The following is a 25,293-nucleotide window of genomic DNA, read 5'->3' on the forward strand; positions in this document are numbered from 1 at the left end:
CCTCGAGGTGATGGCTGGTGGTCAGAGACCGCCATCGTCGAGGGGGCCCCACCGTCGTCGGCGGAGCCACACGGGTGGGGAATTTCAGTGAGCAGGTCTGGGGAGTTTCACCTGAGCGTCATCATCAGGCCGACGACCGCGGTGCGCATGAGTGCACCGTTTCCTGCTGTGCGGCCGGTGCGCTCGTGCAACTCCCGGGCGCCCCTGGTGAGCCGCTCGGAAGCGCGTCCCTTCAGGCGAGCCGCAGCGCCAAGCACCGCCCGGGTCTGGGTGCCGACGTCGGTGGCCCCCTCCCGCAGCCAGCCCTCGAACGCGTCGGCGATCTCATCCAGGGCATCGGCCGAGCGGAGGTCCGCGCCGGTGGCGGCGACGCGAGCGATGCACAGCGCCATCTGCGTGTCGTCGCTCCACTGCCCCGGCGCGTACGGGCCCAGCCCGCCGCCGATCATCTCCGCCTCACCTTCCGGCGGAGTGGCGAATTCGTACTGCACGCCTAGGGCGTCACCGCAGGCCTGGGCGAGCAGCACGCCGGCTGCGCGATCCTTCGTTGCTGGGTCCATCCGGACCTCCCGTCCATCTGAAGGTGATCTATCAGCGTTTTGGTCTTGAATGGACGGTTTGAGGCAGGAGACCTCGTGCCCGTCCGGCCGGTCAGCAGGATCAGAACGTGGCGCTCGGTCGCCGGCGGCCCCGCGTCCGCGACCGCACCGACGCCTCCATCGAGGACGTCTTCGCCGCCCGGGAGAGGGCACCGTCGTGCACGTCCGCCATGAGCGCGGTCAGCGACGCGGCCTCCTCCCGCAGGTCGGCGACCATGGCCGCGGGCGCCCCGGCGAGTGCGTCGCCCACGAGTCCGGCGCTGCTCTGCAAGTGGCGCAGCGCCGCGGCGGCGTCGCCCTTGCTGAGCAGGGTGGAGGCCTCCCGCTTGGCGCGCTGCGCCTCGAGGTAGGCGAGCTCGGTGCGCACGACGGGGTCGGGCACCCGCCCGGCGGCGTCGTCGCCCGGCACGACGTTGACATGCACCGGCACGGTGATGGTGTGCTCCTCCAGCGCCGGCAGCTCGACGTAGTTCAGGGTCAGCTCGGCGACCTGGAGCAGGCCGAGCGTGGACAGCCCCGGGATGTCGAAGGTGAGGACGAGCTTGCGCGTCTCCCCCGCATACAGCCCGCCGAGCTCCACCTGCACGCCCTGCTCGACGGAGTTGGTCGGCAGGTCGTTGACCACGCGCAGCGCGCGCACCGCCGGCGACATGGTCACCAACAGCGTGGCGGCCTGCGCGGCCTGGCTGAGCAGCCCGTCGACCTCGCCGGCGATGGCCTGGCCGGCGGCGTCAGGGTCCTCGGCGAAGGCCTCGTTGCCGGCGCCGCCGCGGGCGAGTGCGGAGAGCAGCCGCTCGTCGTAGCCGAGGCCATAGCCCAGCGACGACGTCGTCACGCCCTGCGTGCGGGCCTTGGCTGCGACCGCGCCGAGGACGTCGGGCCGCGTCTCGCCGCTGTTGGCGTGCCCGTCGCTGATGAGGGCCAGAGTGGCGCCGGCCGCGGTGGCGGCCCGGCGGGCCTCCTTGAGCCCGCGGAGGTACCCGGCGGCGAGATCCGTCATGCCGCCAGGTCCGATCCTCTCGATGGCGCGCTTGACCGCGGCCTTGTCTTTCAGCGGCCCGGCAGGCACGACGACGGCGGCCTCGGTGTCGAAGGTGACCACGCCGAAGCGGTCGTGCGGGTCGAGGCGGTCGACGACGGCGAGCAGGGCCGCCTTGGCCCCCTCCAGCGGCGCACCACTCATCGAGCCGCTGCGGTCGAGGACGACCTCAAGCGTGGCGGCCGGCCGCTGGGTGTCGGTCGAAGGGGTCGGCGCGGTGATCTCGAGGAGGAGCGAGAGGGTGGCGTCATCCTCGAGGGTGAGGACGTCGACGTCGAGGTGCGTGGCGATGTGCATGGTGGACCCCTTCCTTGGCGGTCACCGGCTTCCCTGGCTGGGCGATCCGGGCTATGCTGCATAAGCATAATGCGTCTATTGAAGGCGGTCAATGCCGTGAGCATAGGAAGTTCGAGCGGCAAGGGTCGGTACGCCGACCTCGCCCGGCTGCTGCGCGCGCGGCGCGAGGAACTTAGTCTGTCCCGCCGCGACGTCGTCGAGGAGACGGGCCTGTCCTACCCCTACATCTCCCAGCTGGAGGGCGGCTACCGCGCACCATCCATGGGTTCGGCCCGCAAACTCGCCGACGCGCTGGGCCTGCCGGTGGAGGACCTCGTCCGGGCGTCAGGCGGTGAGGCCCAGCGAACGACCAGCCCGCGTGAACGGTCCCGTTCGACTTCCTGGATCACCAACCCAACCTATGCCGCTGGCACAGCATTACGCAGGAGCGATCAGGCAGCGCCTGCCGCTGATTCGGCGGTTCACCGCGCGGAAGCGCCGCTATCCGCCGACGCGGCGCCCGAGCGTTCCGAACCTTCCCATCCGCAAGACGTCGCCGCGGTGGCCGACGAGATCGCGACCGTGCTCCGCAGCCTTCCGTCTACCAGCCGCCTGAACGCCCTCGCGCTGGCGCAGAGCCAGCTCATGGCGGAGATGGTGCAGGAGCAGGTGCGTCGGGCCACCGAGTCCTGAAGGGGGCGGCACCGCTACGTCGTCGCCGGCACCGCCCACGTCTTGGCGGAGGCCAGCCGCCGCCGGACGCCCTCGCCGCCGATCTCCTCGACCAGCGCCCGCGACCCAACGACGACGAGCAGCACACTTGCCCGCGACAGCCCGTGTAGAGGATCTCCCGCGCCCGTTCGGTGGCCCGGAAGCCATTGACACACAGGACCACCACCGGGCGTTCGAGGCCCTTGAAGCCTAGGGCGTGCCCATAGAAGACGTCCTCGCCCACAAGAAGTCGCCCCAGTACTCCTGGTAGCCGGCGAGCTCGACGTTGTGGCGCTGCTCGGGGTGCCGGCGCCCGTGGTCAGCAGCGCGACCTGGCCGGGCTCTCATTCCTCGTCGAGCAGCGCCTCGACGGCGTCGCCCGCCTCGGCGACGGCGTCCTCGGCCGACACGTCCACGTCCACCACCCGCACCGGCTCCCCGGAGGACCCGCGCGGCGTCATGGGCACCTGCGACATACTCGATCAGAAATCCCGCATTACGGGTTTTGACCCGATTCCTGTGATGTCGTACTGTGGCTGCAGTCGCTAGTGCTCTGTAGGAAGGAAAGCCGGTGTCTCGACGCAGTTCCGCCCTCCGCGCTGTTCCTGACACACCGGACGGCCGGGTAGCACAGCCGGGTCGCGCGACTGGCGGCGACAGTCTCAGTCGCATGCTGAGCGTTCTCGACCTGCTTTCGGCGGAGCAGCCCACATGCACTGCGGTGGAGGTGGGGGAAGCGCTCGGCTGTTCCCGCACGACCAGTTACCGGTACCTCAAGACGCTCACCGATGCTGGCCTGCTGGCGCCCCAGCCGGGCGGCAGGTTCAGCCTCGGCGCGCGGATCATCGAGCTCGACCGACAGATCCGTCTGAGTGACCCCTTGCTCGTCGCTGCGGAACCACAGATGCGGTCGCTGAGTACCGAGCTCAATCTCAATGCGTTCGTCTGCAGCTACTACAAGGACGCCGTCGTCTGCATCGCACAGGCCGCACCCCTTGGCCCATGGCGAACGAGTTGGGGGCGCGGGAAGCCGATGCCACTCATGCGGGGGGCCGCCGGCAAGGTGATCCTCGCGCATCTGCCGACGAACACATTGAAGAACCTCGCCCTTTCCCGCCCGGACGACCTCCGGGCGGCCAAGCTGGGTGAGACTTGGGAGGAGTTCCGCGCACACCTGCGTCACATCCGCAGGGCCGGCTTCGCCCTCACCGTCGCCGAGGTGGACCCGGAGACGGCGGGCCTCGCGGCCCCGCTGTTCGATGCCGACGGGCGAATCCTCGGAAGCCTCACACTCTCCATCCCCGTCGAGATGGTCGACGACGGCGAACTCTCCCCATTCTCCGAGCCGCTCATCCGCGCGGCGGAAGCCATCACCGACTCACTTGCCGAGGTCCCCTAGGGACCACGTGGCCCAACCCCTCCCGACGTACGAAGGAGTACAGCCGTGGCTCAACTGCGCCCAAAAACCCCTAACCCCGACCACTCCCAGATCCGGCGTGTCACCGGTGCCTCTGTCGTCGGCACCGTCATGGAGTGGTACGACTTCTTCCTGTACGGCACCGCCGCCGCACTCGTCTTCAACCGACTGTTCTTCCCCGAGGCTGGTGAACTCGGCGGCGTTCTTGCCTCCTTCGCGACTCTCGGCGTCGGCTTCGTCGCACGCCCGTTCGGCGGGGTGATCTTCGGTCACCTCGGCGACAAGTTCGGCCGCAAGTTCACACTGATCACGACCCTGCTCATCATGGGCATCTCGACTGCGCTCATCGGTGCCCTGCCCACGGCTGCGTCGATCGGCGTCTGGGCGCCGGTCCTCCTCGTAGTGCTCCGTGTCATTCAGGGCATCGCTGTCGGCGGCGAGTGGGGCTCGGCAGCGGCGATGATCGTCGAATCTGCCCCTCCGCGACGCCGCGGGCTCTTCGGCGGCTGGCTGCAGATCAGCGGCGGGGTGGGGACCCTGCTCAGCACGGGCGTCTTCTCCCTCGTCTCGCTCCTGCCTGACGACCAGTTCCTCGCGTGGGGCTGGCGTGTGCCGTTCCTGCTGAGTCTCGTCCTCTGCATCACCGGCTTGATCATGCGCCGCACCCTCAAGGAGACCGAGGTCTTCCAGGCGGCACAGGAGGGCGCGCCCAAGAAGAAGAGTCCGGTCATCGAGGTCTTCAAGCGCCACCCCAAGGAGCTGTTGATCGCCGCGGGGCTGCGTCTGCCTGAGAGCGTGACGTACTACATCGTCACCGTCTTCACCCTCTTCTACACCGAGAGCATCCTCGGCATGGACCGCCAGGTCGCGCTGACCTCCACCCTGGTCGTGGTGACCTTGGCGATCGTGACCTTGCCGTTCTTCGGTAGCCTCTCCGACCGCGTCGGGCGGCGGCCGCTCTACCTCGGTGGAGCGATCCTCTCGGTCATCCTGCCCTTCATCTTCTTCCCGATGGTGGAGACCGCCTCACCGGTCCTGGTCCTCCTGGCGTTCATCCTCATCATCAACATCGGTCGCGACCCTCAGTACGGCCCGCAGCCGTCCTACCTCGCTGAGCTCTTCGACGACGACGTGCGCACCACCGGCGTCAACGTCGCCGCCCAGGTCGGTGGCGTCATCGGAGGCGGCTTCGCACCGTTCATCGCCACCGCCCTCTACGGCTGGGGTGGCCTCATGCCGGTAACCATCTACGTCGCCGCCGTCTGTGCACTGGGCGCCCTCGCCGCGTACTTCGCCCCCGAGACCGCCGGCCGGCCGTTTGGCAAGGCCACCGAGGTTGCGCCGGCGAGCGACGGCCGCGCACTTGCCGCCGAAGGAGCCTGAAGAATGCAGCAGATGCTTGGCCCCGCTGCCGTAGCCGCCAAGTCCGAGATCGTCGACGTGCTGGCCCGGTATTGCGTCCACCTCGATGAGTACGACATTGACGCCCTCACCGACGTCTTCACGCCCGACTGCACCATGGACCAGGGCCCCGGACGAGGCGGCCCGATCAGGGGCCGCGAGGACGTCCTGCGCGGGATGAAGGAACGCCAGGCGCTCTTCCGCCGGACCCAGCACATCCTCGGGCAGTCCCTCATTGAGATGACCGGCGACGTGGCCACGGCGCTGACGTACGTCACCGCCTGGCACCAGCGATGGGACATGACCACCGGCATCGCGCGGCTGCGGTACCGCGACGAGCTTGTCCGCACCGAGGACGGGTGGCGCATCCAGTACCGGCGTTCCGAGGCGCTCGGCGTCGACGGCTTCGACGAGGCCCAGTGGAACTGGGTTCCCCGCCGAACCCCGGAGCCCGCTGACTCGGTGACCACCACCAACGCAGAACGGACGTCATGACTGTCGAAGAGCAAACACCTGTGGCCGCCATGGCCGCAGCTCTTGACGAGCTCAGGGCGAAGGACAGGTTCCACGAGCTCGAGGTTGCCTATTGCCGCGGCATCGACCGCCGTGATCCAGAGCTGCTTCGCTCGATATTCTTCCCGGACGCCACGGTCGTACACGGCTACATGAATGAGGGTAGCGCCGAGGACTGGGTGCTGTGGATCCTCGAAGACTTCGCCACCAAGTACGAGATGACGACCCACTACCTGCTCAACGAGTGGTACCGCGTCGACGGCGACCGTGCGGAGGGCGAAACGCACCGGCTCTCGTATCACCGGTTCGACAACTCCTCGCGCGAGCTGATCGCCGCGAGCCGGACCTTCAACCGGTACGAGCGCCGCAACGGACAGTGGCGCATCGTCTACCGGGAGGTCATCCGCGACTGGATCCACGAGCGCCCGGTCGACAAGGCGCTCTACGAGGGCGCCTTCGCCATGGAGATCAGCCAGCCAGGCCCCCACGACCGCAGTTACCAGGCCCTATCCATGTTTGGCCGCGGCCCACTCCAGTAGGCGACGCGTCTAAGCCCGCACGCTTCACCACTACGAAGGCCCCGCGGCAGCTCGACAGCTGCGGCGGGGCCTTCGTCGCCCCCCGTCGCAACCCGATCGAGCAGAACCCTTCGAACGCGGCCCACCGCCGGCACCGGTCGGCGACCGATTTCGCTCACGTATCACCGCGGTTTTCATAGGCTTGGCGCTCATGTCGACGGTCGACCTGCTCGTCGTTGCCGCGGTCGCCCTAGCCGCTGGCGCAATCAACTCGATCGCCGGCGGCGGGTCGCTGATCCTCTTCCCGGTTCTTGTCGCGCTGGGAATGGGCCCGATCGCCGCCAACGTCACCAACTCCATCGCCCAATGGCCCGGCTACATCGGCGGAGTCGTCGGGTTCCGCCCCGAGTACGCCGGCCAGCGCGGTCGGCTGGTGCGGTTCGGCGCCGTCGGCGCGGCGGGCGGGGCCGCGGGCTCCGTCCTGCTGCTGACCACGCCGGCCTCGGCGTTCGACGTCATCGTCCCGGTACTCGTCCTGCTGGCAAGCCTGCTGCTCGCCGCCCAGCCGCTGATCACCAGACGACTGCGAGGCGTAGAGCGCGCCGGTTCCTCGTCAGACCCGGCCTGGCTCTACGCCGTGCTCTTCCTGGCCACCGTCTACGGTGGCTACTTCGGCGGCGCGCTCGGCGTCATCCTGGTCGCCGTCCTCGGGCTCGGGCTGCGCAACCTCAAGCTGGCGAACGCGCTCAAGTCCGCAATCTCTGCTGTGACCGCGACCGTGACGCTGCTGATCTTCGGCATCTGGGGCCCGGTGAGCTGGGTCGTCGTCGCGGTCGCCGCCCCGGCCAGTCTTCTGGGCGGAATCCTCGGCGCGAAGGTCGCCAGGTGGATCCCGACGGCAGTTCTGCGCGTGGTCATCGTGACGTTCGGGGTCCTGGTTTCGGCTTACCTCTTCGCCCGCCTCTAGGCTCGATCGCCGTGACCGGTGTCGGTACACGGCCCACACGTGGCACCGCGGATGGGGTAGCCACGCCCGGGCGTCTCAGGCAACAGCGTCGAAGTGGCGCCGGCACCGGGCCTGGTAGGTCTCGATCCCGCCGACGTGCTCGGCGGCCCGGACGAGGGCGTCGTCACCGACGTCCCCCGGTAGGACGCGCTGGTGGAACCCGGCGTCCTCCCCACAGACGGCGCACACCGCCGTCAGCTTCGTCACGTCTTCGGCGAGCGCCATCAGCGAGGGCAGCGGCTCGAACGGCCGACCGTCGAACGTCACGCACAGCCCGGCGACGACCACCGTGGTGCCCGCGAGCACGAGCGCGCCGACGGCCGGCACCAGGTCCGCACCGAAGAACTGCGCCTCGTCGATGGCGAGGAGGTCCAGCTCTTGGCCGCGGACCAGCTCCATCAGCGCGTCCACGTCCGACGCCGGGCGGGACGACACGCGCAGACCCGAGTGGGAGGCCACCTGAGCGGCACCGTGCCGCTCGTCGAGCGCGTGGTTGATCACCTCGACGGCGAGCCCGGCGAGCTGGGCACGGCGCACCCGCCGCACGAGCTCCTCGGACTTCCCAGCGAACATCGGGCCGCACACCACCTGCAACCGACCGGAGGCTTCTCTGCGCATGCGCCGCAGACTAGCCAGCCCCGCTCGGTCGGCTGGCCTGATGATGGCCTCTATGGAACCGGGCTCGGTGTTCGAGGAGGAGCCATGCGCATCAGTCTGGACGTCACCAAAAACACCTGACCGGGCGGACCGCCGCGCCTGGCCCAGGACCTGGCCGCCGTTGCCACCGCCGCCGACGCGGGCGGCCTGGACACCCTGTCGTGTCACCGAGGCCTGCCCGGTCGGTCAACGAGGCCTGCTCGGGGCCATGTGCTCGGCGATGCCCTCGGTGGTGCCCGGCGCGGCCGGCGCAACAACGCTCCTCGTGGTCAGGCGCGGCGGATGGTGCTGACGTCGGTGGGGTTGATGAGGTCCGGCGCTGTCCACCCGGCGAGGTCGTACTCGGCCATGAACGCTTCGGCGAAGCCGCGGACGCGGTCGAGCTCGCCAGACTCCTGGGCCAGTCCGAGGATGTCGAGGTAGCTCTTCTCGGGCTGGCCCCAGTAGTTGAGCTCGTAGAGCTCGTGGCGGGAGCCGAACTCGCTGCCGATGGAGTCCCACAGGGCCTTCATCACCTTGGACCGGTCGAGGGCGGTGCGGCCGTTCGACCCGCGCAGGAAGCGGTCGAGATAAGGCCGTACCTCGGCGGTGGCGAAGTCGACGGCGTTGGAGTTCAGGTAGATCAGGCCCGAGGCGATGATCGTCTCGATGATCTGTTTCATCCGGGTGTACAGCCCCGGCGTCAGCGCCGCGAACGCGAGCGCGTACTCCTCGCTCGGCGTCATGATGCCGCCGAAGCCGGGCCGCGCGCCCTGGATCATCCCGTCGTTGAGCCCGGCGACCATGTGCCGGAACGCCATGATCTCCCCGAGGCCGGCCTGGACGCCCCGAAACTGGCCCGAGCCGGTGATGTCGAGGGCCTTGCTCACCAGGCCGGTGACGAAGTCGAGCTTGGTCATCAGGCGGGTGGAGGCCTGCAGGGCGGCCCGGGACATCCAGCCGGCGGCGCCGTTGAACTCGGTGACCTTCTGCGGGTCGTAGACGAGGACGTTCTCCCAAGGGATGAGGGCCCGGTCGAAGACGATGATCGCGTCGTTCTCGTCGAACCTGCTGGTGAGCGGGTAGTCGAAGGGGCTGGCCGCCGTCGCGGCCACGGACTCGTAGGAGGCGCGGGAGAAGAACTTCACGCCCTGGCCGTTGACCGGGGCCATGAAGATGAGCGCGAACTCCTTCTTCCCCAGCGTCGCGCCGAAGTGAGAAATGAATACGTACTGGGTCAGCGGTGACCCCGTGGCCACGACCTTCGCGCCGCTGACGATCAGGCCGCCGTCGGTCTCCTCCTCGACGTGGACGAAGACGTCCCCGACCTCCTCGACGCCGCGGCTGCGGTCCACCGGCGGGTGGACGATGGCGTGGCCGACGTGCAGGACGTCCTCCTGAACGCGGGTGTACCAGTTGCGCGCGTTCGCTGCGTACTCGCCGAAGAACTCAGGATCGGCGCCGAGGGTGGTGATGAGCGAGGCCTTGTAGTCGGGCGTGCGGCCCATCCAGCCCCACACGAGCCGCTGCCAGCCGGCGATCGCGTCGCGGCCGGCGCGCAGCTCGTCCTTCGTCCGGGGGGCCTTGAAGAAGGCGTGCGTGTAGCCGCCGTTACCGGTGTCCGTGGGGGCGACGAGGTCGGCGTTGGTGGCCGGGTCGTGGAGCGCGTCGTAGAGCCGCGCGATGGAGCGGGCCGAGTTGCGGTACGCGGGATGCGTGGTGACGTCGCCGATCCGCTCGCCGTAGATCCAGACCTCGCGCCCGTCACGGAGGCTCTCCAGGTACTCCTCCCCCGTCTGCGGCCGGGCGGTAGCGGTGGCGGCCGCGGGCGACGTCTGTGACACGGTCATGCGAGAGCTCCTTTGGGGGTGAGGCGGTCGAAGGCGCCGGAGAAGAAGATCAGGGGTGCGCCCTCGCCGTACTCGATGGTGCGGACCTCCCCGATGAACAGGGTGTGGTCCCCCGCCGTGTGCCGGTCGTGCATGCGGCAGGTGAGGTGGGCGAGGGCACCGTCGACGAGCGGGACGCCGTCCCGCCACACGAAGCGCGGCTCGAGCCCGCTGGAACGTCCGGCGAAGTGGCCGGCGACGTCCTGCTGGTCGTGGGTGAGCACGCTGACCCCGTAGTGGTCGATGGGGCCGAGAAAGTCGTGCATGCGGGTGCGCCGGTCGACCGAGACGAGGACGAGCGGTGGATCGAGCGACACCGAGAGGAACGAGCTGGCGGTCATGCCGCGGACATCGCCCTGGGGCGAGGTCGCCGTCATGACGATCACGCCGCTGGCGAAGCGGCCTAGCGCCGTTCGGAACTCTCTCGGTTCCACGGTCGAAGTGGCGACGGTCATCGGGACCTCCGTCATATGGACGTTCGTACAGAGCGGGACAGGGTGAGACAAGGTGCTGCGAGAGGGTGGAGGCCAGGGGCGGCGCCTCACGGGTGGGTGCCGATGTCTGACTGCGCCGCCTCAGGTGATGCCGCGGTCGGCGAGCCTCATTCCCTGAAGCAGCCGGTGGACGAGAGGCTCGACATCAGCGGCACGGAAGCGGTGATCCAGGACGGCCGCCCGGAGGCAGAGGCCGTCGAACAGGAGGCCAACCGTCCGGCCGGTGAGGGGATCGGTGTACTCGCCGACGATCTCGGCGAAGTCGTCGGACCACCGCCGGCTCTCTGCCCTGAGGGAGGGCCGATGGATCGCCGCCAGATAGAGGTCGTGCTCGAGCACGAGTCGGTCGTGCCGGTGGTACGTGAGCTCCTCGACGAGGTGGGCGATTCCGCCGGACAGTCCGAGCCGGCCGACCGCGTCCGCCAGGATGACGCGAGCGGTGTCCCGGCTGCGTTCCCGGGCGAGCCGGACGGTGGCCTCGAGGAGCTCGTCCTTGTCCACGAAGTGGTAGGTCGTGGACCCGAGCGGCACGTCGGCCGCGGCCGCCACCGCACGGAAGGTGAGGGCGGCAATCCCGTGCTCCTCGATGACCTCGAGCGCGGACTCGACGATGCGGAGCCGTCGCTCGGGGTCGTACCGGCGGACCCGGGAGCCGGGACTCGTACCCACGCGGGCAGTCGAGACCAGCATCGAACCTCCCTGGGTCGACGGTGACGGAGACTTCGCCGACGGATTGCCCGCCGGGTTTCCCGAACACTAAGACCGGAAGAACGACCGGCCCAATGTGACCCGTGACCAATCCGTGGAGGTGTTCCTATGCACCCGTCACAACGACAAGCGCGGGCCGTGACGACTTACTAGGGGCTGACGAGCCCCGGTCGCCTCGGCACGCCAGGACTTGTCGCGCATGACCCGCGTGCTTGTTCAGCCCGACGCCAGTCGCCAACGGTCGTCGACCTCGGCCTGACAAGTGCGTGCCTACCCTCCTCACGCGCGCCGTCACGAGGACGTGCCGGCTCGCCTGACCGCACCCATCGGAGGCCCGATGTCCACCACCGTCACCGACCGCGCGCCGCACGGCGGGTCGTCGAGCCGGCTGTCCGGCACGCTCGGCCCGCTGTCCATCGTCTTCATGGTGGTCGCGGCCGCCGCACCACTGACCATCTTCGTGTCCACCCCGGTCAACATGCTGAACAGCAACGGGGCCGGCATCGCCTTCGACTATGTCGTCGGGCCGCTCGTGCTCCTCCTCTTCGGCGCCGGGTTCGCCGCGATGTCGGTGCACGTGCAGAAGGCGGGGGCCTTCTACTCCTACATCACGGCCGCCCTCGGGCGGCCCGTCGGAGTCGGTTCCGGGTTCCTGGCGATGCTGGGCTACCTGCTCTTCCAGAGCTTCGTCTACATGCTGCTCGGGTTCACCGTCGAAGGGACGCTCCAGTCGTTCTTCGGCGCGGCGCTGCTGCCCTGGTGGGGCTGGACCATGATCTCGATGGTCCTCGTGGCCCTCCTCGGCTACGGGAACATCGACCTCAGCGCGAAGGTGCTCTCGGTGGCCCTCGTCCTCGAGGTCGTGGTCATCGTCGTCCTCGACGTCGCCATCCTGGCCGGCGGCGGTGGCCCCGAGGGCATCCAGCTCGCGCCGTACGTCGCGGGGGGCACCCTCACGAACGGCTCGCTCGCCCTCGGCGTGCTCTTCGGCATCAGCGTCGGCATGGGGTTCGAGGCCACCGCGATCTTCCGCGACGAGGCACGCGACCCGTCCAGGACGATCCCGCGGGCCATCTTCATGACGCTCATCGGCGCGGCGCTGTTCTACGGCGTGGCCGTGTGGGCCTGGATGCAGGCCTACGGACCAACGGGAGTGATGGACGCCGTCACCGCCGACCCCGCCAACGTCATCTTCACCACCGCGGCCGAATGGGTCGGCCCGATCTTCATGCACGTGGTGACCGTCCTGGCCGTCACCTCGATGTTCGCCTGCGTACTCTCCTACCACAACATCGTCACGCGCTACCTGCACTCGCTGGGTCACTCGGTCCTGCCCGCCCGTCTCACCTGGGTCCACCGTCGCCACCAGTCCCCGTACGTCGCCTCGGTCGTGACCTCGGCGATCGGAGCGGTCATCCTGCTCGCGATCCTGTTCAGCGGGCTCGACCCGTTTGTGGTCTTCGGCTGGGAGATCGCCGTCGGCACCCTCTGCCCGCTCATCCTCTTCACCCTCACGAGCGTCGCGATCTTCCGGTTCTTCCGCCGGAACAAGGGGCTGCCGGTGTCCCGTTGGGCATCGACCTTCTCGCCGATCCTCTCGTTCATCCTGCTTGGCTCCATCGCCGCGGTGGCCCTGATGAACTTCTCGGTGCTCTCTGCCGCCGATCCGGCGGTGAACGTCGCACTGCAGCTGCTGCCGGTGGTGGTCTTCCTCGTCGGCGTCGGCGTCGCGCTGCTGACGCGTCGCTTCAGGGCCCACCGATACGAGACCTTGCGCGAGCACGGCCGGGCCAGGACGGCGCCGGAGGCCGACGGCCCCGCGGCGGAGCCGGTCGAGGCCAATCGCTGAGCCGCCGGCCGCGCTCGAGCAGGCGGCCGCCGTTCTCGCTGCCGTCGGGGTGAGCGCGCCGGAGGACGGCGCGGACGAGCTGTCCCCCGCCGGCATCCTTGCCGGCCGGGGCGTCTGAGCACCGGCACGGCGAAAGGGCTCCGGTCTCGTGAGAGACCGGAGCCCTTTCGGCGTGCCGAGAGCGCGTCAGAGCGCCGGCACGGTGAGCTGGAGCACCTTGAAGTCGGCTCCGGACGGGTCGACCACGACGCCCCACCGGCCGAAGCTCAGCACGTTGTCCTGGGTGTTGACCCGCCCACCGGCACGAGCGGCCGCGACCACGGCGTCGGCCTGGTCCACCACGTTGAACCACGGCAGCCAGTGCGGCGGCAGCACGTCACGCAGCGCCGGCTCCACCTCGTTGCTGCCCCGCAGCGCGGTCCCGTCGGCGTCCCGGAAGAAGTGGATCGGCGGGTCGACCGGCTCCGACGCCTGGCCCGGGAAGAGGGCCCGCTGGAACGCCAGCTGCTCGTCGACGTCGTGGTTCGTCGCGTCCGTGAGCGACAGCCGACCGAGCTCGGGCGACGGTGGCACCGCCACCCCGGGAGGCAGCACGGCGAGGCCGAACAGAGCGCCGAAGGGGTCGACGAGCTCGACCGCGTCGCCGGGCACTGCCAGGTGCCGGCCCCGGCGGGTGACGGCCGCGCCGGCCGCGACAGCGCGGTCGGTCGCGGCGTCCAGGTCCTCGGCTCCGAGATACGTCCGCCAGCCGGCCCGCACCGGGTCGAGCTGGGGGTCGACGTGCAGGCCCGCCACGACGGTGCCCGACCGCAGGAACACGCCGGCGGTCTCGCTCGCCTTCCGCAGCTCCCAGCCGAGGACTGCCGCGTAGAACTCCGCGAGACCGTCGGCGGAGCGCGCGTGAAGCTCCTGCCAGACGCTGGCACCCACGGGGTAGTCAATGTGGTTCACATCTGTCCTTTCTGGTGGTTCTGAAACGTGTCGCCGTACTCAGCCGCCGGCCGTGCCCGCCGCAAGGGCCGGCTCGGCGACGGACTCGGTCGTGGCCGCGCACTCGGCGGCCTCGTGCCGGACCTGGCCGGTGAGGTGGTACCCCGCCGTCGGTCCTGCGAAGAACTGGAACTGGTCGGTACGGCTCTGGGTGGTCCAGATGTCCCGGAAGTAGCGCTGCAGCGCCTGGCCGTCCGCCGAGACCCCGCTTCCGGCGGTCCGGATGAGGGTCTGCACGGCCTCCCACACGAGCTCCTCGACGACGAAGTGCGCATTGTTGAGCCGCATGGCTCGGGCCTCGTCGAACGCCTCACCCTCGGTCGCCGAGCGGCGGGCGTACTCCTCGTAGAGCCGGCCGCTGTGCAGGAGCGCCCCCTGCGCCGCGTCGACCTGTGCCATGGCCATGCCCAGCACCCGCCGCCAGTCGTCGGCGTCGGCGCGGAGGCGGGCGGGGTCGAACGGAGCCCGGGTCGTGCGGATGATGCGCTCGTACTCGTCCAGCGCGGCGTACCCGAGCCCGACGGCGACCGCCGCCACCTCGCCCTCGGCGAACCCCATGAACACGCCCGAGTAGGTCGGGTTGCGGTGCACGGCGTATCCGATGCTCGGCCCGGCGGAGTGGACGGTCCAGGTCTCGCGGCTGATGCGGTGATGCGGGACGAAGACGTTCGTCATGGTGATGCTGTTGGACCCGCTCCCGCGCATCCCGATGACGCGGCCCCAGTCGTCCAGGACCGTGTAGTCCACGCGGTCGATGACGGCCCAGGCGCGGTACTCGTCCTCGCCGTCGGCCCCGGGAATCATGACGGTGGGGAAGAAGTGCGTGGAGTACGGCGCACCGGAGCAGTAGCGCCACGTTCCGGAGATGAGGTAGCCGCCCTCCGTCGGAACCACCGTCGCGGCCCGCGGGTTGCCGCTGGCCGGGGCGATCATGTGGCCGTGCTCGCCGAAGACCTCGGCCTGCGTCGCCTCAGGCCAGTAGGAGGAGAGCGTCAACGTGTGCGCCGCCGACAGCGAGAGGCACCAGGCGGTGGACGGGCATCCGCGCGCCACCTCGGAGATCACGGCGAAGAAGGCGGGGACGCCGAGCTCGAGGCCGCCGAAGCGCCGCGGCAGGAGCACCTTGTAGAAGCCGTGCTCGAGGAAGTACTCGTGGACGTCCTGGGCGTACTGCCCGTCGGACTCGGTCTGCGCCTGCCGGGCCCGCAGTCGCTCCCGGATATCCCGGGCCCGGTCGAGCAGTCGCTGGAGCTCGGCGCGGATCCGCGCGTCGGGCTCGATGACGACCGCCTGGCTGTACGGGCCGCTGAGGCCCGGGTCTCGGGCGGGACGGGTGATGGGCGCTTCGTGGCCGGAAGCCGTGGGTGTCTGGACGGGCGTCCTGGCACGAGTCATGAGGTGACCCCCTTCGGTGGAGTGGCAGGTCACCAGTCTTCGAGGGCCCCATTGGGCAAGCCATATCGGCTACGGCCAACTCGCGGCGCACCTGATGTGCACCGCGCACAACGGCCGGGTCAGAGACGGGGGTTCACAGCGGGCGTCGGGTAGGGATCGACGACCTGATCCATCGTCGAGGCGGCCCCGTCCGCCCCCAGCACCTCGATGCGGCTGAGCACGCGCGGGTCGGCCAGCGTGCTGAACCCGAAGAGGTTCCCCCAGGGGTCCGTGAGGACGGCATATGTGTTGAAGGGGGACTCGGAGGTGGGAATGAGGACACGGGAACCTGATTCCACCGCCCTGGACAGGCTCGTCGAGACGTCCTCGACCTCGAAGTAGATCAGCCAGTGCGGCCGGGAGGCGAAGCCCGCGACCCCGTGAAGCTTGAAGATGCCCGTGGCAATTCGCCGATCGCCGTGCAGAAACCGCATTTCGAAGGGGTCGTCGCGCATCACCAGGTAGTCGAGATCGAGCAAGCGGCCCCAGAACTCGGTGGCATCGTCGACGCTCAGCGCGGAGTAGTCGCAGTTGGCGTGCCAGTAGATGGAAGCCTCGTCCGAGGAGACGCCGCTCCGCGGGCGCAGCTCGACGACCGCGCCGGTCCGGGGTGCGATGTAGTGCCGTTCGTCGTCCCCGTCGCGCACGGCGTGATGCGTGACCCCGAGATCCTGCACCCGCTCCACCGCCCGCTCGACGGAGTCCACCGCGAACACCGGGACCCAGCCGGTCACGCCCGGCAGCTGGGGAGAGCCCGTCGATGCTCCCCGGTCACGCAGCGCGATCCCGGGCTCGGCCCCCCGCGGTAGCTCGAGGAGCCACTCGTAGTACGCGGCGGCCTCGACCGGCAGGGGGGTCAGCAGCTCGGCTTGGTGCAGCTGGCCATCCGCCGGACTCTCGCTCACGGGCCCAGTATGTTCCATCACGGTCGCAAGCTTCGGGCCGGCTCCGGGCTGGTGCTGTCCTCCTCGAGCGCGGCGAGCGCCAGCGACAGGTTGGTGATGCTCCAGCTGCTCTCGATTCCCATGCCCAACAGCTCCTCGATCTGGCGCAGTCGGTAGCGCAACGTGTTGCGGTGGACGAAGAGCCGGTCGGCGGTCTCGCCGGCGACCCGGTCGGTGTCGAGATAGACGTGCAGCGTCTCGACGAGGGATCCACCGTGGCGGCGATCGTAGTCGAGGAGCGGACCGAGGAACTGCCGCGCGAAGTCACCCAGCGGGAGCGCCTCGTTCGTGATGACGAGCAGCTGCGAGAGGTCGATGCGTCGCGGGTACTGAACACCGGTTCCCTGGCACAACGCTGCTCGGGCCTCGTGGTAGCCCACCCGCAGGCCGCTCGCCCCCACGTGGGGAAGGCTGACGCCCACCCTGGCGTCAGGGCCCAGATCGGCGACGTGCTGCAGGAGGGTCCCGGCGATCCGTCCGACCATGGGATCGTCCGGGATCACCATGACGATGTCCTCCCCGCGCACCACTCGGACGAACGGATCGGGGCGGTTGCTCATCAGGGCGTGGATGGCCCACGGGATCTTCAGGAGCCGCGGTGAACTCGTCCGGCTGCGGCCGAGCAAGACCCGATGGGGCCGGTTCGAGTCAAGGCCGATGCCGGTCATGCGCTCCCGGGCCTCACGCCCCGACAGGCGATTCTCGATGATGTCGTCGAGGACGTCCGCCGCGAGCTCCCGGCGAACCTGCTGCCCGGCGCGAAGCCGGCCGATCTCCAGCGCGACGATCTCTGCCGCGACGTCGACGAGGTACCTCTTGTCGCCGGGCTCGCGGGCGGCGAGCAGCGAGACCGCCTCGTGATGGAGCTCCACGGTGAGGACGACGATGCCGGCCTCGCCCGGGGCCTCACGTGCGGCGAGCACGTGCTCGTAGTCCCACAGCGCCCGGCCGGGGGCTGTGGCGAGCACGCTGCCGTCGAGGTCGAAGAGGCCGACCTCTGCCTCGATCGACCGGTGCAGGACCGCCATGAGCCGCCGCAGTCCCCCCTCCTGGGCCGCGCGCAGGAGACGCGGCACGTCGGCGGCGGCGTGCGGCTGGAGGGCGCTCATGGCACGCATGATGCCCGAGGTCGCGCGCCCGCCCTAACCGGTCGCGGACGAGGGCGAGCGCGGTCAGGGCTGCGGGTGCGCCTCGGTCACCGCGTCGACGGCGTCAGGAGCCACGGTCGGGGCGTCAGCGGAGTCGACGGCGGCGAGGGCTTCCGTCATCGGGGCCGTGCCGGCCGGCGTGCCGTCAAGCCTCTCGGCGAGGGCGGTGAGCACCTCGGCGACGTCGTCGGCCGCCGGCCGATCGTCCGGGTCCTTGGCGAGCAGGTCGTCCACGAGCCGGTCGAGCTCCACCGGTATCCCAGGACTCAGCTGGGTCAGCCGCGGCGGCTGGACGTAGACGTGCTGGTGCAGCACGCTCTCGGGTCGCTCGCCGGTGAAGGGCGGCCGGCCGGCGACGAGCGCGGTGAGCAGGCAGCCGAAGGAGTACATGTCCGTGGCGCGGGTGGCCGGCTCGGCCCGGGCCTGCTCCGGGGCCATGTACTCGGCGGTGCCCTGGGTGGTGCCGGGCGCGGCCAGGGAGGTCACCGCCTGGTACTCAAAGGCGGCGATGCCGAAGTCGACGACCATCACCCGGTCGCCGTCGACCAGGATGTTCGCGGGCTTGACGTCCCGGTGCACGATGCCGGAGGCGTGGGCCGCGGCGAGCGCCCCGGCCACCCGGCCCGCGACGCGCAGCGCCTCCTGCAGCGGCAGCGACCCCTCCCGCAACACGGCCGCCAGGTCCTGGCCCTTGAGCCGCTCCATGACGATGTAGGCGATGTCGCCGTCGACGCCGGCGTCGTGGACCGTGACGATGTCGGGGTGCTCGAGGGCCGCGGTGGCGATCGCCTCGCGGTGCACGCGCTCGCCGAGTGTGGGGTCGGCGGAGCCGGCCAGGCTCACCGTCTTGACGGCGACCCGCCGGGCGAGCACGAGGTCGAGCCCGCGCCAGACCTCGGCCATCCCGCCGCGGCCGAGGCGGCGGTCGAGCTCGTACCGGTCGGCGAGCACTCTTTTGGGCACCGCTGGATTGTCTCGGACGACGGCCGGTACGGCATCACGAGTCGACGAGGAACGTCATGGCGGGCGAAGCCCGTCGGACCGGCTCCTGACCGGAGCCGCCCCTGTCCGGCCGACAGCACAGCGGATAGCGTGGCTGATGCCCCGTGCGGCTGCTGGCCACGGCTCGGCGTGACCGGGCACCCGGGCGGGCCCACCTCCGCCGAAGGGAGAGACCGATGCAGGACGACCAGGTCGAGCGCAACCTCCAGGGAATGGACGACCTCGACTTCGACGGGTGGAACAAGGGCGACTGGCACGGCGTCTTCGCCCACCACCACACCGACGACGTGCTGGTGGACTGGAAGGGGCAGGACCCGACCCACGGGCTGCAGGAGCACATCGACGCGATGAAGGCGTACGTCGAGGCCGCGGGGGGCGCACCACCGCAGATCACCTCCCACCCGATCCGGTTCGGCTCGGGCGAGTGGACCTGCGTCATCGGCGAGTTCGAGAACGGCAGCCGCATGGTCACGGTCGCCAGGTGGCACGACGGCGCGATCGCCGAGGAGTACATCTGGGCCTGATCTTCCGTACGCTCCGCGACCTCTGGCCGGGCTCCGGCCCGTGGCCGATGGTCACCTGTCGAACCGACCCTTGTGCTTAGGTGAGCCTTACCTTATCTTCTCGGCTGCGGAGTGATGACGCGTGTCGTCTCACCCCACCACCGACCGCCCGTGAGGCTCAACCGAGGAGTTTCGTTTGCGCGCGCCCCGCTTCCTTCTGCCCGTCAGCGCCCTCCTGCTATTCCCGGCCGGGTGCGCGACGGACCCGGACCCGGCGGCCTCCGCTGCCGGCACCGTCCAGGTGGACGCGACCGACGACCGGTGCGCACCCTCCCGGACCGAGCTCCCTGCAGGGGTCACCACGCTGAGCATCACCAACGGTGGCCGGCAGGTCACGGAGGTCTACGTCTACGACGGGGACCGGATCGTCACCGAGAAGGAGAACATCGGCCCGGGCACGAGCTACGACCTCGCGGTCGACCTGCCGGCCGGGTCGTACGTGCTGGCCTGCAAGCCCGGAATGGTCGGCGAGGGCATCCGCACGGAGCTCGTCGTCTCCGGCGAGGGCCGCCAGGAGGACCCGGCGGCCGCCCAGGCGGCGCAGGACTACCGCGACTGGGTCACGGCCCAGGCCGACGCGCTCGTCCCCGCCGTCGAGGCGTTCGCCGCCGCGGTCAAGTCCGGCGACGTCGAGCGCGCGAAGGCCCTGTACGCGCCCTCCCGTGAGCCGTGGGAGCGCATCGAGCCCGTGGCCGAGAGCTTCGGGGACCTCGACCCGCGCATGGACGCCCGCGAGGCGGACCTGGCCGCCGGCGAGGCCTTCACCGGCTGGCACCGGCTCGAGAAGGCGCTGTGGACCGGCGAGGACCTCGCCGCCCTGGCCCCGGTCGCCGACCAGCTCGTCGCCGACGCCACCGAGCTGCGCCAGCGCGTGCCCAACGCCGTCATCACCGCCACCTCGGTGGGCAACGGCGCCAAGGAGCTGCTCGACGAGGTGGCCACCGGGAAGATCACCGGCGAGGAGGAGGCCTTCTCCCACACCGACCTGGTGGACTTCTCCGCCAACGTCGAAGGTGCGGCCAAGGCCTTCGAGGTGCTGCGGCCGCTCGTGGAGCAGAACGCCCCCGAGCTCGCCACCCAGCTCGACGAGCGGTTCGTCGCCGTCGACGCCGCCCTCGCCCGCCATCGCGACGGCGACGGCTTCGCCTCCTACGACACCGTCGAGGAGGTAGACCGGCGCGAGCTCGCCCGCGTCGTCGACGCCCTCAGCGAGCCGCTGTCCCGGCTGAGCGCTGCCGCCGCGGCATGAACGCCCTCTCCCGGCGCGGGTTCCTCGGCGCCCTGGCCGGCGCGGCCGGCACCGGCGTGCTGGCCGGCGGGGCCGGCGGCGTCGCGCTCGAGCGGGCCCGCGACGGCGACGCCACGGTGGCCTTCGACGGCGAGCACCAGGCCGGCATCGCCACCCCCGTGCAGGGCCACCTGCACTTCGCCGCCTTCGACGTCACGACGACCAGCCGAGCGGAGCTCGCCGGGCTGCTGCGGGACTGGACCGTCGCCGCGCGGGCGATGTGCGCGGGACGGCCGGTCGGGGAGGACGGCGCCGTCGACGGCTCCCCGCTCGCCCCGCCGGAGGACACCGGCGAGGCCCTCGACGCCGGCGCCGGCCGGCTCACCCTGACGGTGGGGCTGGGCCCTTCCCTGTTCGACGGCCGGTTCGGCCTGGCGGACCGCCGGCCGCCCGCGCTCGTCGACCTGCCCGCCTTCCCCGGGGAGGCGCTCGACCCGGCCCGCTGCGGCGGCGACCTCGCCGTCCAGGCCTGCGCGGACGACCCGCAGGTCGCCGTGCACGCCATCCGGAACCTCACCCGCATCGCGCACGGCCGCGCGGCCATCCGCTGGGCCCAGCTCGGCTACGGCAGGGCCGCGAGCACCTCGCCGGATCAGCCCACCCCGCGGAACCTCTTCGGGTTCAAGGACGGCACCGCCAATCCCGGCGGCGACGACGCCGCCACCCTGGCCGAGCACGTGTGGGTCCAGCCCGACGACGCCGCGCAGCAGCACCCAGGTGCGGCGTGGATGACCGGCGGGTCGTACCTGGTGGCCCGGCGCATCGCGATGGTCGTCGAGACCTGGGACCGCACCTCGCTGCAGGAGCAGGAGCAGGTGATCGGGCGCACCAAGGGCGCGGGCGCCCCGCTCGGCGGGACGCACGAGCGGGACGAGGTGGACGAGGTGGACCCCGCGGCGCTGCCGGCCAGCTCGCACGTGCGGCTGGCCCACCCCTCCCGCCACGGCGGCGCGCGGATGCTGCGCCGCGGCTTCAACTACGTCGACGGCTCCGACGGCCTCGGCCACCTCGACGCCGGGCTGTTCTTCCTGGCCTACCAGCGCGATCCCCGGCACGCCTTCGTCCCTGTCCAGCAGACCCTCGCGGCGCAGGACGCCATGAACGAGTACGTCCGGCACACCGGCTCGAGCATCTGGGCGGTCCCGCCCGGCACGAGCCCGGAGGGCTTCTGGGCCGAGGGGCTGCTCACCGGCGCCGGCTGACCAGGGACCGCGCCGACAGGTGAGACCGTGCCGGCGCCCGACGGCGAGGCGAGCCCTCGTCGTCGGGCGCCGGCATCGATCAGGCGCGGGCGGACGTCGTCCGGCTCTCCGCCTGTCCCGTCGCGGGTTCGGCGCCGTCGTCGGCGGAGTCGCCCTCGCGGGCGTCGTCGCCGGCCGCGTCAGCGTCGGCCGCGGCGGCCTGCTCCTGGGCGCGCTCGGCCAGCAGCGCCTCGGCCTCCTCGGGCGTGACGGCCTCGCCGCGCGCGACCATCCCGGCGACGTCGGACAGCGCGATCTCCCGGATGAAGAACGCCAGCACGAACCCGACGGCCAGCAGCGGCACGAGGTACCAGAACGCCGGCGCCAGGGCGTGGGCGTAGGCCTCGACGATGCCGGCGCGCAGCGGCTCGGGCAGGGTCTGGACCACCTGCGGGGTCAGCGACGCCGGCGCCGCCTCCCCGCCCGCGCCGGCCGCGGGCACGTCCGCGAAGACCTGCTTGAGCTCGTCGACGAGCCGGGAGGTGAAGATCGAGCTGAACAGCGCCGTGCCCACGGCCGCACCGATCTCGCGGAAGAAGTTGTTGGCGCTGGTGGCGGTGCCGATCTCGTGCGGGTCGACGGCGTTCTGCACGGCCAGGACCACCGTCTGCATGACCAGGCCCAGGCCCGCGCCGAGGACGAAGACCATGAGCGAGTACTGCAGCATGGAGATCTCGGCGTTGATCGTGGTCATCCACACCAGCGTCGCGGTCGCGATGCCCATGCCGGCGATCGCGAAGATCTTGTACTTCCCCGTCTTGGTGATGGTGATGCCGGAGGCGATCGACGTCAGCATGACGCCCGCCATCATCGGCAGCATGAGCAGGCCGGACTGGGTCACCCCCGTGCCTGTGGCCATCTGCAGGAACGTCGGCAGGAAGCCCAGGGCCGCGAACATGCCCATGCCGATGACCAGGCCGATGATCGTCGAGACGGTGAAGACGGAGTTGCGGAACAGCCGCATCGGCAGCACCGGCTCCGGGGCGCGCAGCTCGACGACGACGAACAGCACCCACGCCACCACCGTGCCGGCGATGAGCGCGACGAGGCGGCCGTCGGACAGGTCGTACTTCCCGACCATGCTCTCCCACGTGGCCACCAGGATGAGCGCCGAGGTCGCAACGGCCAGGAGGACGGCGCCGAGGACGTCGAGGCGCTTGCCCGAGCGGTGGGTGGGCAGCTTGAGCGTGAACCACGCGATGGCCAGCGCGACCAGGCCGATGGGGATGTTGACCCAGAACGCCCAGCGCCAGTCGTGGGAGTCGGTGAACCAGCCGCCGAGCAGCGGCCCGGCCACCGCGGCCACGCCGAACAGCGCGCCCATCGGGCCCATGTACTTCCCGCGTTCCCGGGCCGGGACGATGTCCGCGACGATCGCCTGCGACAGGATCATCAGCCCGCCGCCGCCCAGGCCCTGGATGCCGCGCCAGGTCACGAGCTGGTTGAAGGTCTCCGCGAAGCCGGCCCCGGCCGACGCGACCGTGAACAGCCCGATGGCGATCAGGAACGGGTAACGCCGCCCCCACAGGTCGCCCGCCTTGCCGTACAGCGGCATGACGACGGCGACGGCGAGGATGTAGATGGTGATGAGCCAGCCCTGGTGCTCCACGCCGTCGAGCTCGCCGACGATCGTGGGCATGGCCGTGCCGATGATGGACTGGTCCAGCGAGGACAGGAACATGCTCGCCATGAGGGCGGCGATGATCAGCCAGACGGTGCGCTTGTCGAGGACGATCGGCGCACGGTCGGCCGAGACCGCGGGCCGGGTCTCGGCCGTGGGCGCGGGCGGGTTGGGCACAGGGGGCTCCTTGTGAGGAGAGGCGGGGGTTGCCGAGCAGGCGGAGATACGGTACCCGGCCGCGCCGTCCGGAATTAAGGGATTTTCCTGTGACGGGCGCCTCGCCCCGCACTCTCGGGTCGGCGGGGGGTCGCACGGTGGAGTGGTGCCTTCAACGGGCCCCGGCGCGAGTCCCCCCGCCGTACGCTGCGCGGTATGTCGGAGTTCTTCGCGATCTTCGAACCGGGTCTGCGCCACCTCATCGAGGAGCGTGAGCGCCGGAGGCTGGACATCCAGCGGCCCGGAGAGGGCGCCCCGCCGTTCGGGCCGGTCGACCTCGACGCCGGCGTGGCCTACATCGAGGAGCCGCGGCCCGGCGGCGGCGACGGCCCTGCGGCTGATGGTGTCGCGCCGCCGCCATCAGCGGGGCGTTGACCGAAGACGGAGTACGGACTATCCGTCTTCGGCGAAGGCCGCCGAACGCATCGCACGACGCGTGACGGCGCGGAGTATCAGGTCATGTCCCCGACGATGCGGACCCGGAGAGCGGCTCCATGGCGACATTCCCCACCCACGATCCGCCCACGCCCCTCCGGCCGTTCGTCGCCGCCGCTCACGGCTATGCGGTTCCGGCGAACCCCACCGGTCTGCACCGCGGGCTGCCCTCGCGCCATCTCACGCTCGTCGTCGAGCTGCTCGCGCCGCTGCGCCTCTCCGGGCTCGGCAGCCCGGTCGCCGCGCACGCCGTCGCCGGCGGGCTGCACACCCGGCCGGTCCTGATCGACGCGTCGGCGCCGCAGGAGGGTCTGCAGTACGCCCTCACCCCGCTCGGGGCGGAGGCGCTCCTGGGGCTGCCGGCCTCGGAGCTGGCCGGGCGCGATCTGGACCTCGCCGACCTGCTGCCGGAGGCCGACCGCCTGGTCGCGCGGCTGCAGGAGACCCGCAGCTGGGCCGCACGCTTCCGGCTGCTCGACGAGGCCCTGCTCGCTCGGCTTGCCGGACGGGAGGTGCCCGCCGTGCGGCCCGAGGTCGCCGAGGCCTGGCGGGTGATCTTCCGGCGCGGCGGGCAGACGCGGATCGGTACCGTCGCGACGCACGTCGGGTGGGGGCGGCGCCACCTGGCGGAGCAGTTCCGCCTCGTCACCGGGCTCACCCCACGGGAGGCGGTGCGCATCGCCCGCTTCGAGCACGCCCGTGGGCTGCTGCTCCGCCCGGGCCGGCCGGGGCTGGCCGACGTCGCCGCCCGCGCGGGCTACGCCGACCAGCCGCACCTGGCCCGGGAGTGGCGCGCGCTGGCCGGCTGCAGCGTCGGCACCTGGCTGCGCGAGGAGCTCCCATTCGTTCAAGACGGCGCCCACCGCACGGGTGCAGGATCCACGTCATGAGCGAAACCACGAGCGAAACCACGAAGAAGCTCGCCCCACCCACCCCGACCGTCTGGCCGAGCGTCGGGTTCGTCGACGTCGACGCCGGGATTCGGTTCCTCGAGAGCCTCGGCTTCGTCGTCACGGCCCTGCACCGCGGGCCGGACGGCGTCGTCGAGCACGCCGAGGCACGCTGGCCGGGCGGCGGGGGCGTCATGTTCGGCAGCCGGGCCAAGGCGGGCGCCTGGGGAAGGCTGGGGCCGCAGGGCGTGTACGTCGTGACCGCCGATCCCGCCACCGTCGACGCCGCGTTCGAACGGGTGCAAGGCCTGGACGGGGTGGAGGTGCTCCGCCCACCCCACGGGACCGACTACGACGCACGCACGTTCGACGTGCGCGACGCGGACGGGAACCTCTGGGCCGTCGGCACCTACCTCGGCGCCTGAGCCCGCTTCCCCACGGGGGCCACCCGCCTCGCGGTCCGCC

The 25,293-nt window shown here is 70.9% G+C and carries 26 protein-coding genes; 13 read left to right on the forward strand and 13 right to left on the reverse strand.

Features of this window, described 5'->3' with window-relative positions; genetic code table 11:
- Window positions 1-107: 107 nt before the first annotated feature.
- Together GD880_RS18875 and GD880_RS18880 are read right to left on the reverse strand one after the other, a co-directional pair.
- Complete coding sequence (locus tag GD880_RS18875; protein WP_264372301.1) at window positions 108-527, reverse strand: ADP-ribosylglycohydrolase family protein; 420 nt, start codon at window positions 525-527, stop codon at window positions 108-110.
- A 133-nt stretch (window positions 528-660) separates the two neighbouring features.
- Window positions 661-1,935, reverse strand: a complete 1,275-nt coding sequence (locus tag GD880_RS18880; protein WP_152233160.1) for a vWA domain-containing protein — start codon at window positions 1,933-1,935, stop codon at window positions 661-663.
- A gap of 78 nt (window positions 1,936-2,013) precedes the next feature.
- Between GD880_RS18880 and GD880_RS18885 the strand changes: the two genes are divergently transcribed.
- Window positions 2,014-2,607 (forward strand): helix-turn-helix domain-containing protein, encoded by a 594-nt coding sequence (locus tag GD880_RS18885; protein WP_226909827.1) that lies wholly within the window; start codon window positions 2,014-2,016, stop codon window positions 2,605-2,607.
- 362 nt (window positions 2,608-2,969) lie between these two features.
- Here GD880_RS18885 and GD880_RS21075 read toward each other — a convergent pair whose 3' ends face one another.
- Window positions 2,970-3,092: a hypothetical protein gene (locus tag GD880_RS21075; RefSeq protein ID WP_264372302.1), complete on the reverse strand. Its 123-nt coding sequence runs from the start codon at window positions 3,090-3,092 to the stop codon at window positions 2,970-2,972.
- A 203-nt stretch (window positions 3,093-3,295) separates the two neighbouring features.
- Here GD880_RS21075 and GD880_RS18890 point away from each other — a divergent pair, with 203 nt between their 5' ends.
- The 5 genes from GD880_RS18890 to GD880_RS18910 all read left to right on the forward strand — a co-directional run bounded on the left by GD880_RS18890 (window position 3,296) and on the right by GD880_RS18910 (window position 7,441).
- Entirely contained in the window at window positions 3,296-4,024 is a 729-nt protein-coding gene (locus GD880_RS18890; RefSeq protein ID WP_152233162.1) for an IclR family transcriptional regulator, read from the forward strand.
- Window positions 4,025-4,069: 45 nt separating this feature from the next.
- Complete coding sequence (locus GD880_RS18895; RefSeq protein WP_152233163.1) at window positions 4,070-5,425, forward strand: MFS transporter; 1,356 nt, start codon at window positions 4,070-4,072, stop codon at window positions 5,423-5,425.
- A gap of 3 nt (window positions 5,426-5,428) precedes the next feature.
- Complete coding sequence (locus GD880_RS18900) at window positions 5,429-5,938, forward strand: nuclear transport factor 2 family protein (protein ID WP_152233164.1); 510 nt, start codon at window positions 5,429-5,431, stop codon at window positions 5,936-5,938.
- Window positions 5,935-6,495, forward strand: a complete 561-nt coding sequence (locus GD880_RS18905; protein WP_152233165.1) for a nuclear transport factor 2 family protein — start codon at window positions 5,935-5,937, stop codon at window positions 6,493-6,495. The genes GD880_RS18900 and GD880_RS18905 overlap by 4 nt, the downstream gene beginning before the upstream one ends.
- A 190-nt stretch (window positions 6,496-6,685) precedes the next feature.
- Window positions 6,686-7,441, forward strand: a complete 756-nt coding sequence (locus GD880_RS18910) for a sulfite exporter TauE/SafE family protein (RefSeq protein ID WP_152233166.1) — start codon at window positions 6,686-6,688, stop codon at window positions 7,439-7,441.
- A 75-nt stretch (window positions 7,442-7,516) separates the two neighbouring features.
- Here the strand turns inward: GD880_RS18910 and GD880_RS18915 are convergent, their stop codons facing one another.
- The 4 genes from GD880_RS18915 to GD880_RS18930 all read right to left on the reverse strand — a co-directional run bounded on the left by GD880_RS18915 (window position 7,517) and on the right by GD880_RS18930 (window position 11,189).
- On the reverse strand, window positions 7,517-8,098 hold the full coding sequence (locus tag GD880_RS18915) for a thymidine kinase (protein ID WP_152233167.1): 582 nt from the start codon (window positions 8,096-8,098) through the stop codon (window positions 7,517-7,519).
- A 308-nt stretch (window positions 8,099-8,406) separates the two neighbouring features.
- Window positions 8,407-9,966 carry a 4-hydroxyphenylacetate 3-hydroxylase N-terminal domain-containing protein gene (locus tag GD880_RS18920; RefSeq protein ID WP_152233168.1) on the reverse strand — a complete coding sequence of 520 codons (1,560 nt, stop codon included), beginning with the start codon at window positions 9,964-9,966 and terminating at the stop codon, window positions 8,407-8,409.
- The gene (locus GD880_RS18925) at window positions 9,963-10,460 is read right to left on the reverse strand and encodes a flavin reductase family protein (protein WP_152233169.1); all 498 of its coding nucleotides are present in this window, start codon (window positions 10,458-10,460) and stop codon (window positions 9,963-9,965) included. Before GD880_RS18925 ends, GD880_RS18920 begins: the two co-directional genes overlap by 4 nt.
- A 120-nt stretch (window positions 10,461-10,580) precedes the next feature.
- Window positions 10,581-11,189: a TetR/AcrR family transcriptional regulator gene (locus GD880_RS18930; protein WP_152233170.1), complete on the reverse strand. Its 609-nt coding sequence runs from the start codon at window positions 11,187-11,189 to the stop codon at window positions 10,581-10,583.
- Between the two features lie 355 nt (window positions 11,190-11,544).
- Here GD880_RS18930 and GD880_RS18935 point away from each other — a divergent pair, with 355 nt between their 5' ends.
- Entirely contained in the window at window positions 11,545-13,056 is a 1,512-nt protein-coding gene (locus tag GD880_RS18935; protein ID WP_152233171.1) for an APC family permease, read from the forward strand.
- A gap of 186 nt (window positions 13,057-13,242) precedes the next feature.
- Here the strand turns inward: GD880_RS18935 and GD880_RS18940 are convergent, their stop codons facing one another.
- The 5 genes from GD880_RS18940 to GD880_RS18960 form a co-directional block, all read right to left on the reverse strand.
- Entirely contained in the window at window positions 13,243-14,007 is a 765-nt protein-coding gene (locus tag GD880_RS18940; protein ID WP_152233172.1) for a VOC family protein, read from the reverse strand.
- A gap of 39 nt (window positions 14,008-14,046) precedes the next feature.
- Window positions 14,047-15,441, reverse strand: a complete 1,395-nt coding sequence (locus GD880_RS18945) for an acyl-CoA dehydrogenase family protein (RefSeq protein ID WP_152233173.1) — start codon at window positions 15,439-15,441, stop codon at window positions 14,047-14,049.
- Between the two features lie 119 nt (window positions 15,442-15,560).
- Window positions 15,561-16,385 (reverse strand): VOC family protein, encoded by an 825-nt coding sequence (locus GD880_RS18950; protein WP_152233174.1) that lies wholly within the window; start codon window positions 16,383-16,385, stop codon window positions 15,561-15,563.
- Window positions 16,386-16,402: 17 nt separating this feature from the next.
- Window positions 16,403-17,533: a PucR family transcriptional regulator gene (locus GD880_RS18955; protein WP_193314604.1), complete on the reverse strand. Its 1,131-nt coding sequence runs from the start codon at window positions 17,531-17,533 to the stop codon at window positions 16,403-16,405.
- 63 nt (window positions 17,534-17,596) lie between these two features.
- Entirely contained in the window at window positions 17,597-18,535 is a 939-nt protein-coding gene (locus GD880_RS18960) for a serine/threonine-protein kinase (RefSeq protein ID WP_152233176.1), read from the reverse strand.
- Between the two features lie 215 nt (window positions 18,536-18,750).
- Between GD880_RS18960 and GD880_RS18965 the strand changes: the two genes are divergently transcribed.
- From GD880_RS18965 to efeB, 3 genes are all read left to right on the forward strand, one after another.
- Window positions 18,751-19,098 carry a nuclear transport factor 2 family protein gene (locus GD880_RS18965; RefSeq protein WP_152233177.1) on the forward strand — a complete coding sequence of 116 codons (348 nt, stop codon included), beginning with the start codon at window positions 18,751-18,753 and terminating at the stop codon, window positions 19,096-19,098.
- Window positions 19,099-19,273: 175 nt separating this feature from the next.
- Window positions 19,274-20,386 carry an iron uptake system protein EfeO gene (gene efeO / locus GD880_RS18970; RefSeq protein WP_152233178.1) on the forward strand — a complete coding sequence of 371 codons (1,113 nt, stop codon included), beginning with the start codon at window positions 19,274-19,276 and terminating at the stop codon, window positions 20,384-20,386.
- Complete coding sequence (gene efeB / locus GD880_RS18975) at window positions 20,383-21,627, forward strand: iron uptake transporter deferrochelatase/peroxidase subunit (RefSeq protein ID WP_152233179.1); 1,245 nt, start codon at window positions 20,383-20,385, stop codon at window positions 21,625-21,627. The genes efeO and efeB overlap by 4 nt, the downstream gene beginning before the upstream one ends.
- A gap of 79 nt (window positions 21,628-21,706) precedes the next feature.
- Here the strand turns inward: efeB and GD880_RS18980 are convergent, their stop codons facing one another.
- Window positions 21,707-23,464: an MDR family MFS transporter gene (locus tag GD880_RS18980; RefSeq protein WP_226909828.1), complete on the reverse strand. Its 1,758-nt coding sequence runs from the start codon at window positions 23,462-23,464 to the stop codon at window positions 21,707-21,709.
- Between the two features lie 195 nt (window positions 23,465-23,659).
- Here GD880_RS18980 and GD880_RS20505 point away from each other — a divergent pair, with 195 nt between their 5' ends.
- The 3 genes from GD880_RS20505 (at window position 23,660) to GD880_RS18995 (ending at window position 25,253) form a co-directional block, all read left to right on the forward strand.
- Window positions 23,660-23,878, forward strand: a complete 219-nt coding sequence (locus GD880_RS20505; protein WP_193314605.1) for a DUF6191 domain-containing protein — start codon at window positions 23,660-23,662, stop codon at window positions 23,876-23,878.
- Between the two features lie 119 nt (window positions 23,879-23,997).
- Window positions 23,998-24,828, forward strand: a complete 831-nt coding sequence (locus GD880_RS18990) for an AraC family transcriptional regulator (RefSeq protein ID WP_152233180.1) — start codon at window positions 23,998-24,000, stop codon at window positions 24,826-24,828.
- Complete coding sequence (locus GD880_RS18995) at window positions 24,825-25,253, forward strand: VOC family protein (RefSeq protein ID WP_152233181.1); 429 nt, start codon at window positions 24,825-24,827, stop codon at window positions 25,251-25,253. The genes GD880_RS18990 and GD880_RS18995 overlap by 4 nt, the downstream gene beginning before the upstream one ends.
- Window positions 25,254-25,293 lie beyond the last annotated feature (40 nt).

Source organism: Georgenia ruanii, assembly GCF_009193175.1.
Lineage (GTDB): Bacteria > Actinomycetota > Actinomycetes > Actinomycetales > Actinomycetaceae > Georgenia > Georgenia ruanii.

What these genes read in the sequence shown, in the direction of transcription:
- GD880_RS18890 (WP_152233162.1), top strand. Translation starts at nt 3,296, where the DNA reads ATGCTGAGCGTTCTCGACCTGCTTTCGGCGGAGCAGCCCACATGCACT.
- GD880_RS18930 (WP_152233170.1), bottom strand. Translation starts at nt 11,189, where the DNA reads ATGCTGGTCTCGACTGCCCGCGTGGGTACGAGTCCCGGCTCCCGGGTC.
- GD880_RS18880 (WP_152233160.1), bottom strand. Translation starts at nt 1,935, where the DNA reads ATGCACATCGCCACGCACCTCGACGTCGACGTCCTCACCCTCGAGGAT.
- GD880_RS18910 (WP_152233166.1), top strand. Translation starts at nt 6,686, where the DNA reads ATGTCGACGGTCGACCTGCTCGTCGTTGCCGCGGTCGCCCTAGCCGCT.
- GD880_RS18945 (WP_152233173.1), bottom strand. Translation starts at nt 15,441, where the DNA reads ATGACTCGTGCCAGGACGCCCGTCCAGACACCCACGGCTTCCGGCCAC.
- GD880_RS18920 (WP_152233168.1), bottom strand. Translation starts at nt 9,966, where the DNA reads ATGACCGTGTCACAGACGTCGCCCGCGGCCGCCACCGCTACCGCCCGG.
- GD880_RS18995 (WP_152233181.1), top strand. Translation starts at nt 24,825, where the DNA reads ATGAGCGAAACCACGAGCGAAACCACGAAGAAGCTCGCCCCACCCACC.
- GD880_RS20505 (WP_193314605.1), top strand. Translation starts at nt 23,660, where the DNA reads ATGTCGGAGTTCTTCGCGATCTTCGAACCGGGTCTGCGCCACCTCATC.
- GD880_RS18935 (WP_152233171.1), top strand. Translation starts at nt 11,545, where the DNA reads ATGTCCACCACCGTCACCGACCGCGCGCCGCACGGCGGGTCGTCGAGC.
- GD880_RS18925 (WP_152233169.1), bottom strand. Translation starts at nt 10,460, where the DNA reads ATGACCGTCGCCACTTCGACCGTGGAACCGAGAGAGTTCCGAACGGCG.
- GD880_RS18915 (WP_152233167.1), bottom strand. Translation starts at nt 8,098, where the DNA reads ATGCGCAGAGAAGCCTCCGGTCGGTTGCAGGTGGTGTGCGGCCCGATG.
- GD880_RS18990 (WP_152233180.1), top strand. Translation starts at nt 23,998, where the DNA reads ATGGCGACATTCCCCACCCACGATCCGCCCACGCCCCTCCGGCCGTTC.
- GD880_RS18900 (WP_152233164.1), top strand. Translation starts at nt 5,429, where the DNA reads ATGCAGCAGATGCTTGGCCCCGCTGCCGTAGCCGCCAAGTCCGAGATC.
- GD880_RS18955 (WP_193314604.1), bottom strand. Translation starts at nt 17,533, where the DNA reads ATGAGCGCCCTCCAGCCGCACGCCGCCGCCGACGTGCCGCGTCTCCTG.
- efeB (WP_152233179.1), top strand. Translation starts at nt 20,383, where the DNA reads ATGAACGCCCTCTCCCGGCGCGGGTTCCTCGGCGCCCTGGCCGGCGCG.
- GD880_RS18905 (WP_152233165.1), top strand. Translation starts at nt 5,935, where the DNA reads ATGACTGTCGAAGAGCAAACACCTGTGGCCGCCATGGCCGCAGCTCTT.
- GD880_RS18965 (WP_152233177.1), top strand. Translation starts at nt 18,751, where the DNA reads ATGCAGGACGACCAGGTCGAGCGCAACCTCCAGGGAATGGACGACCTC.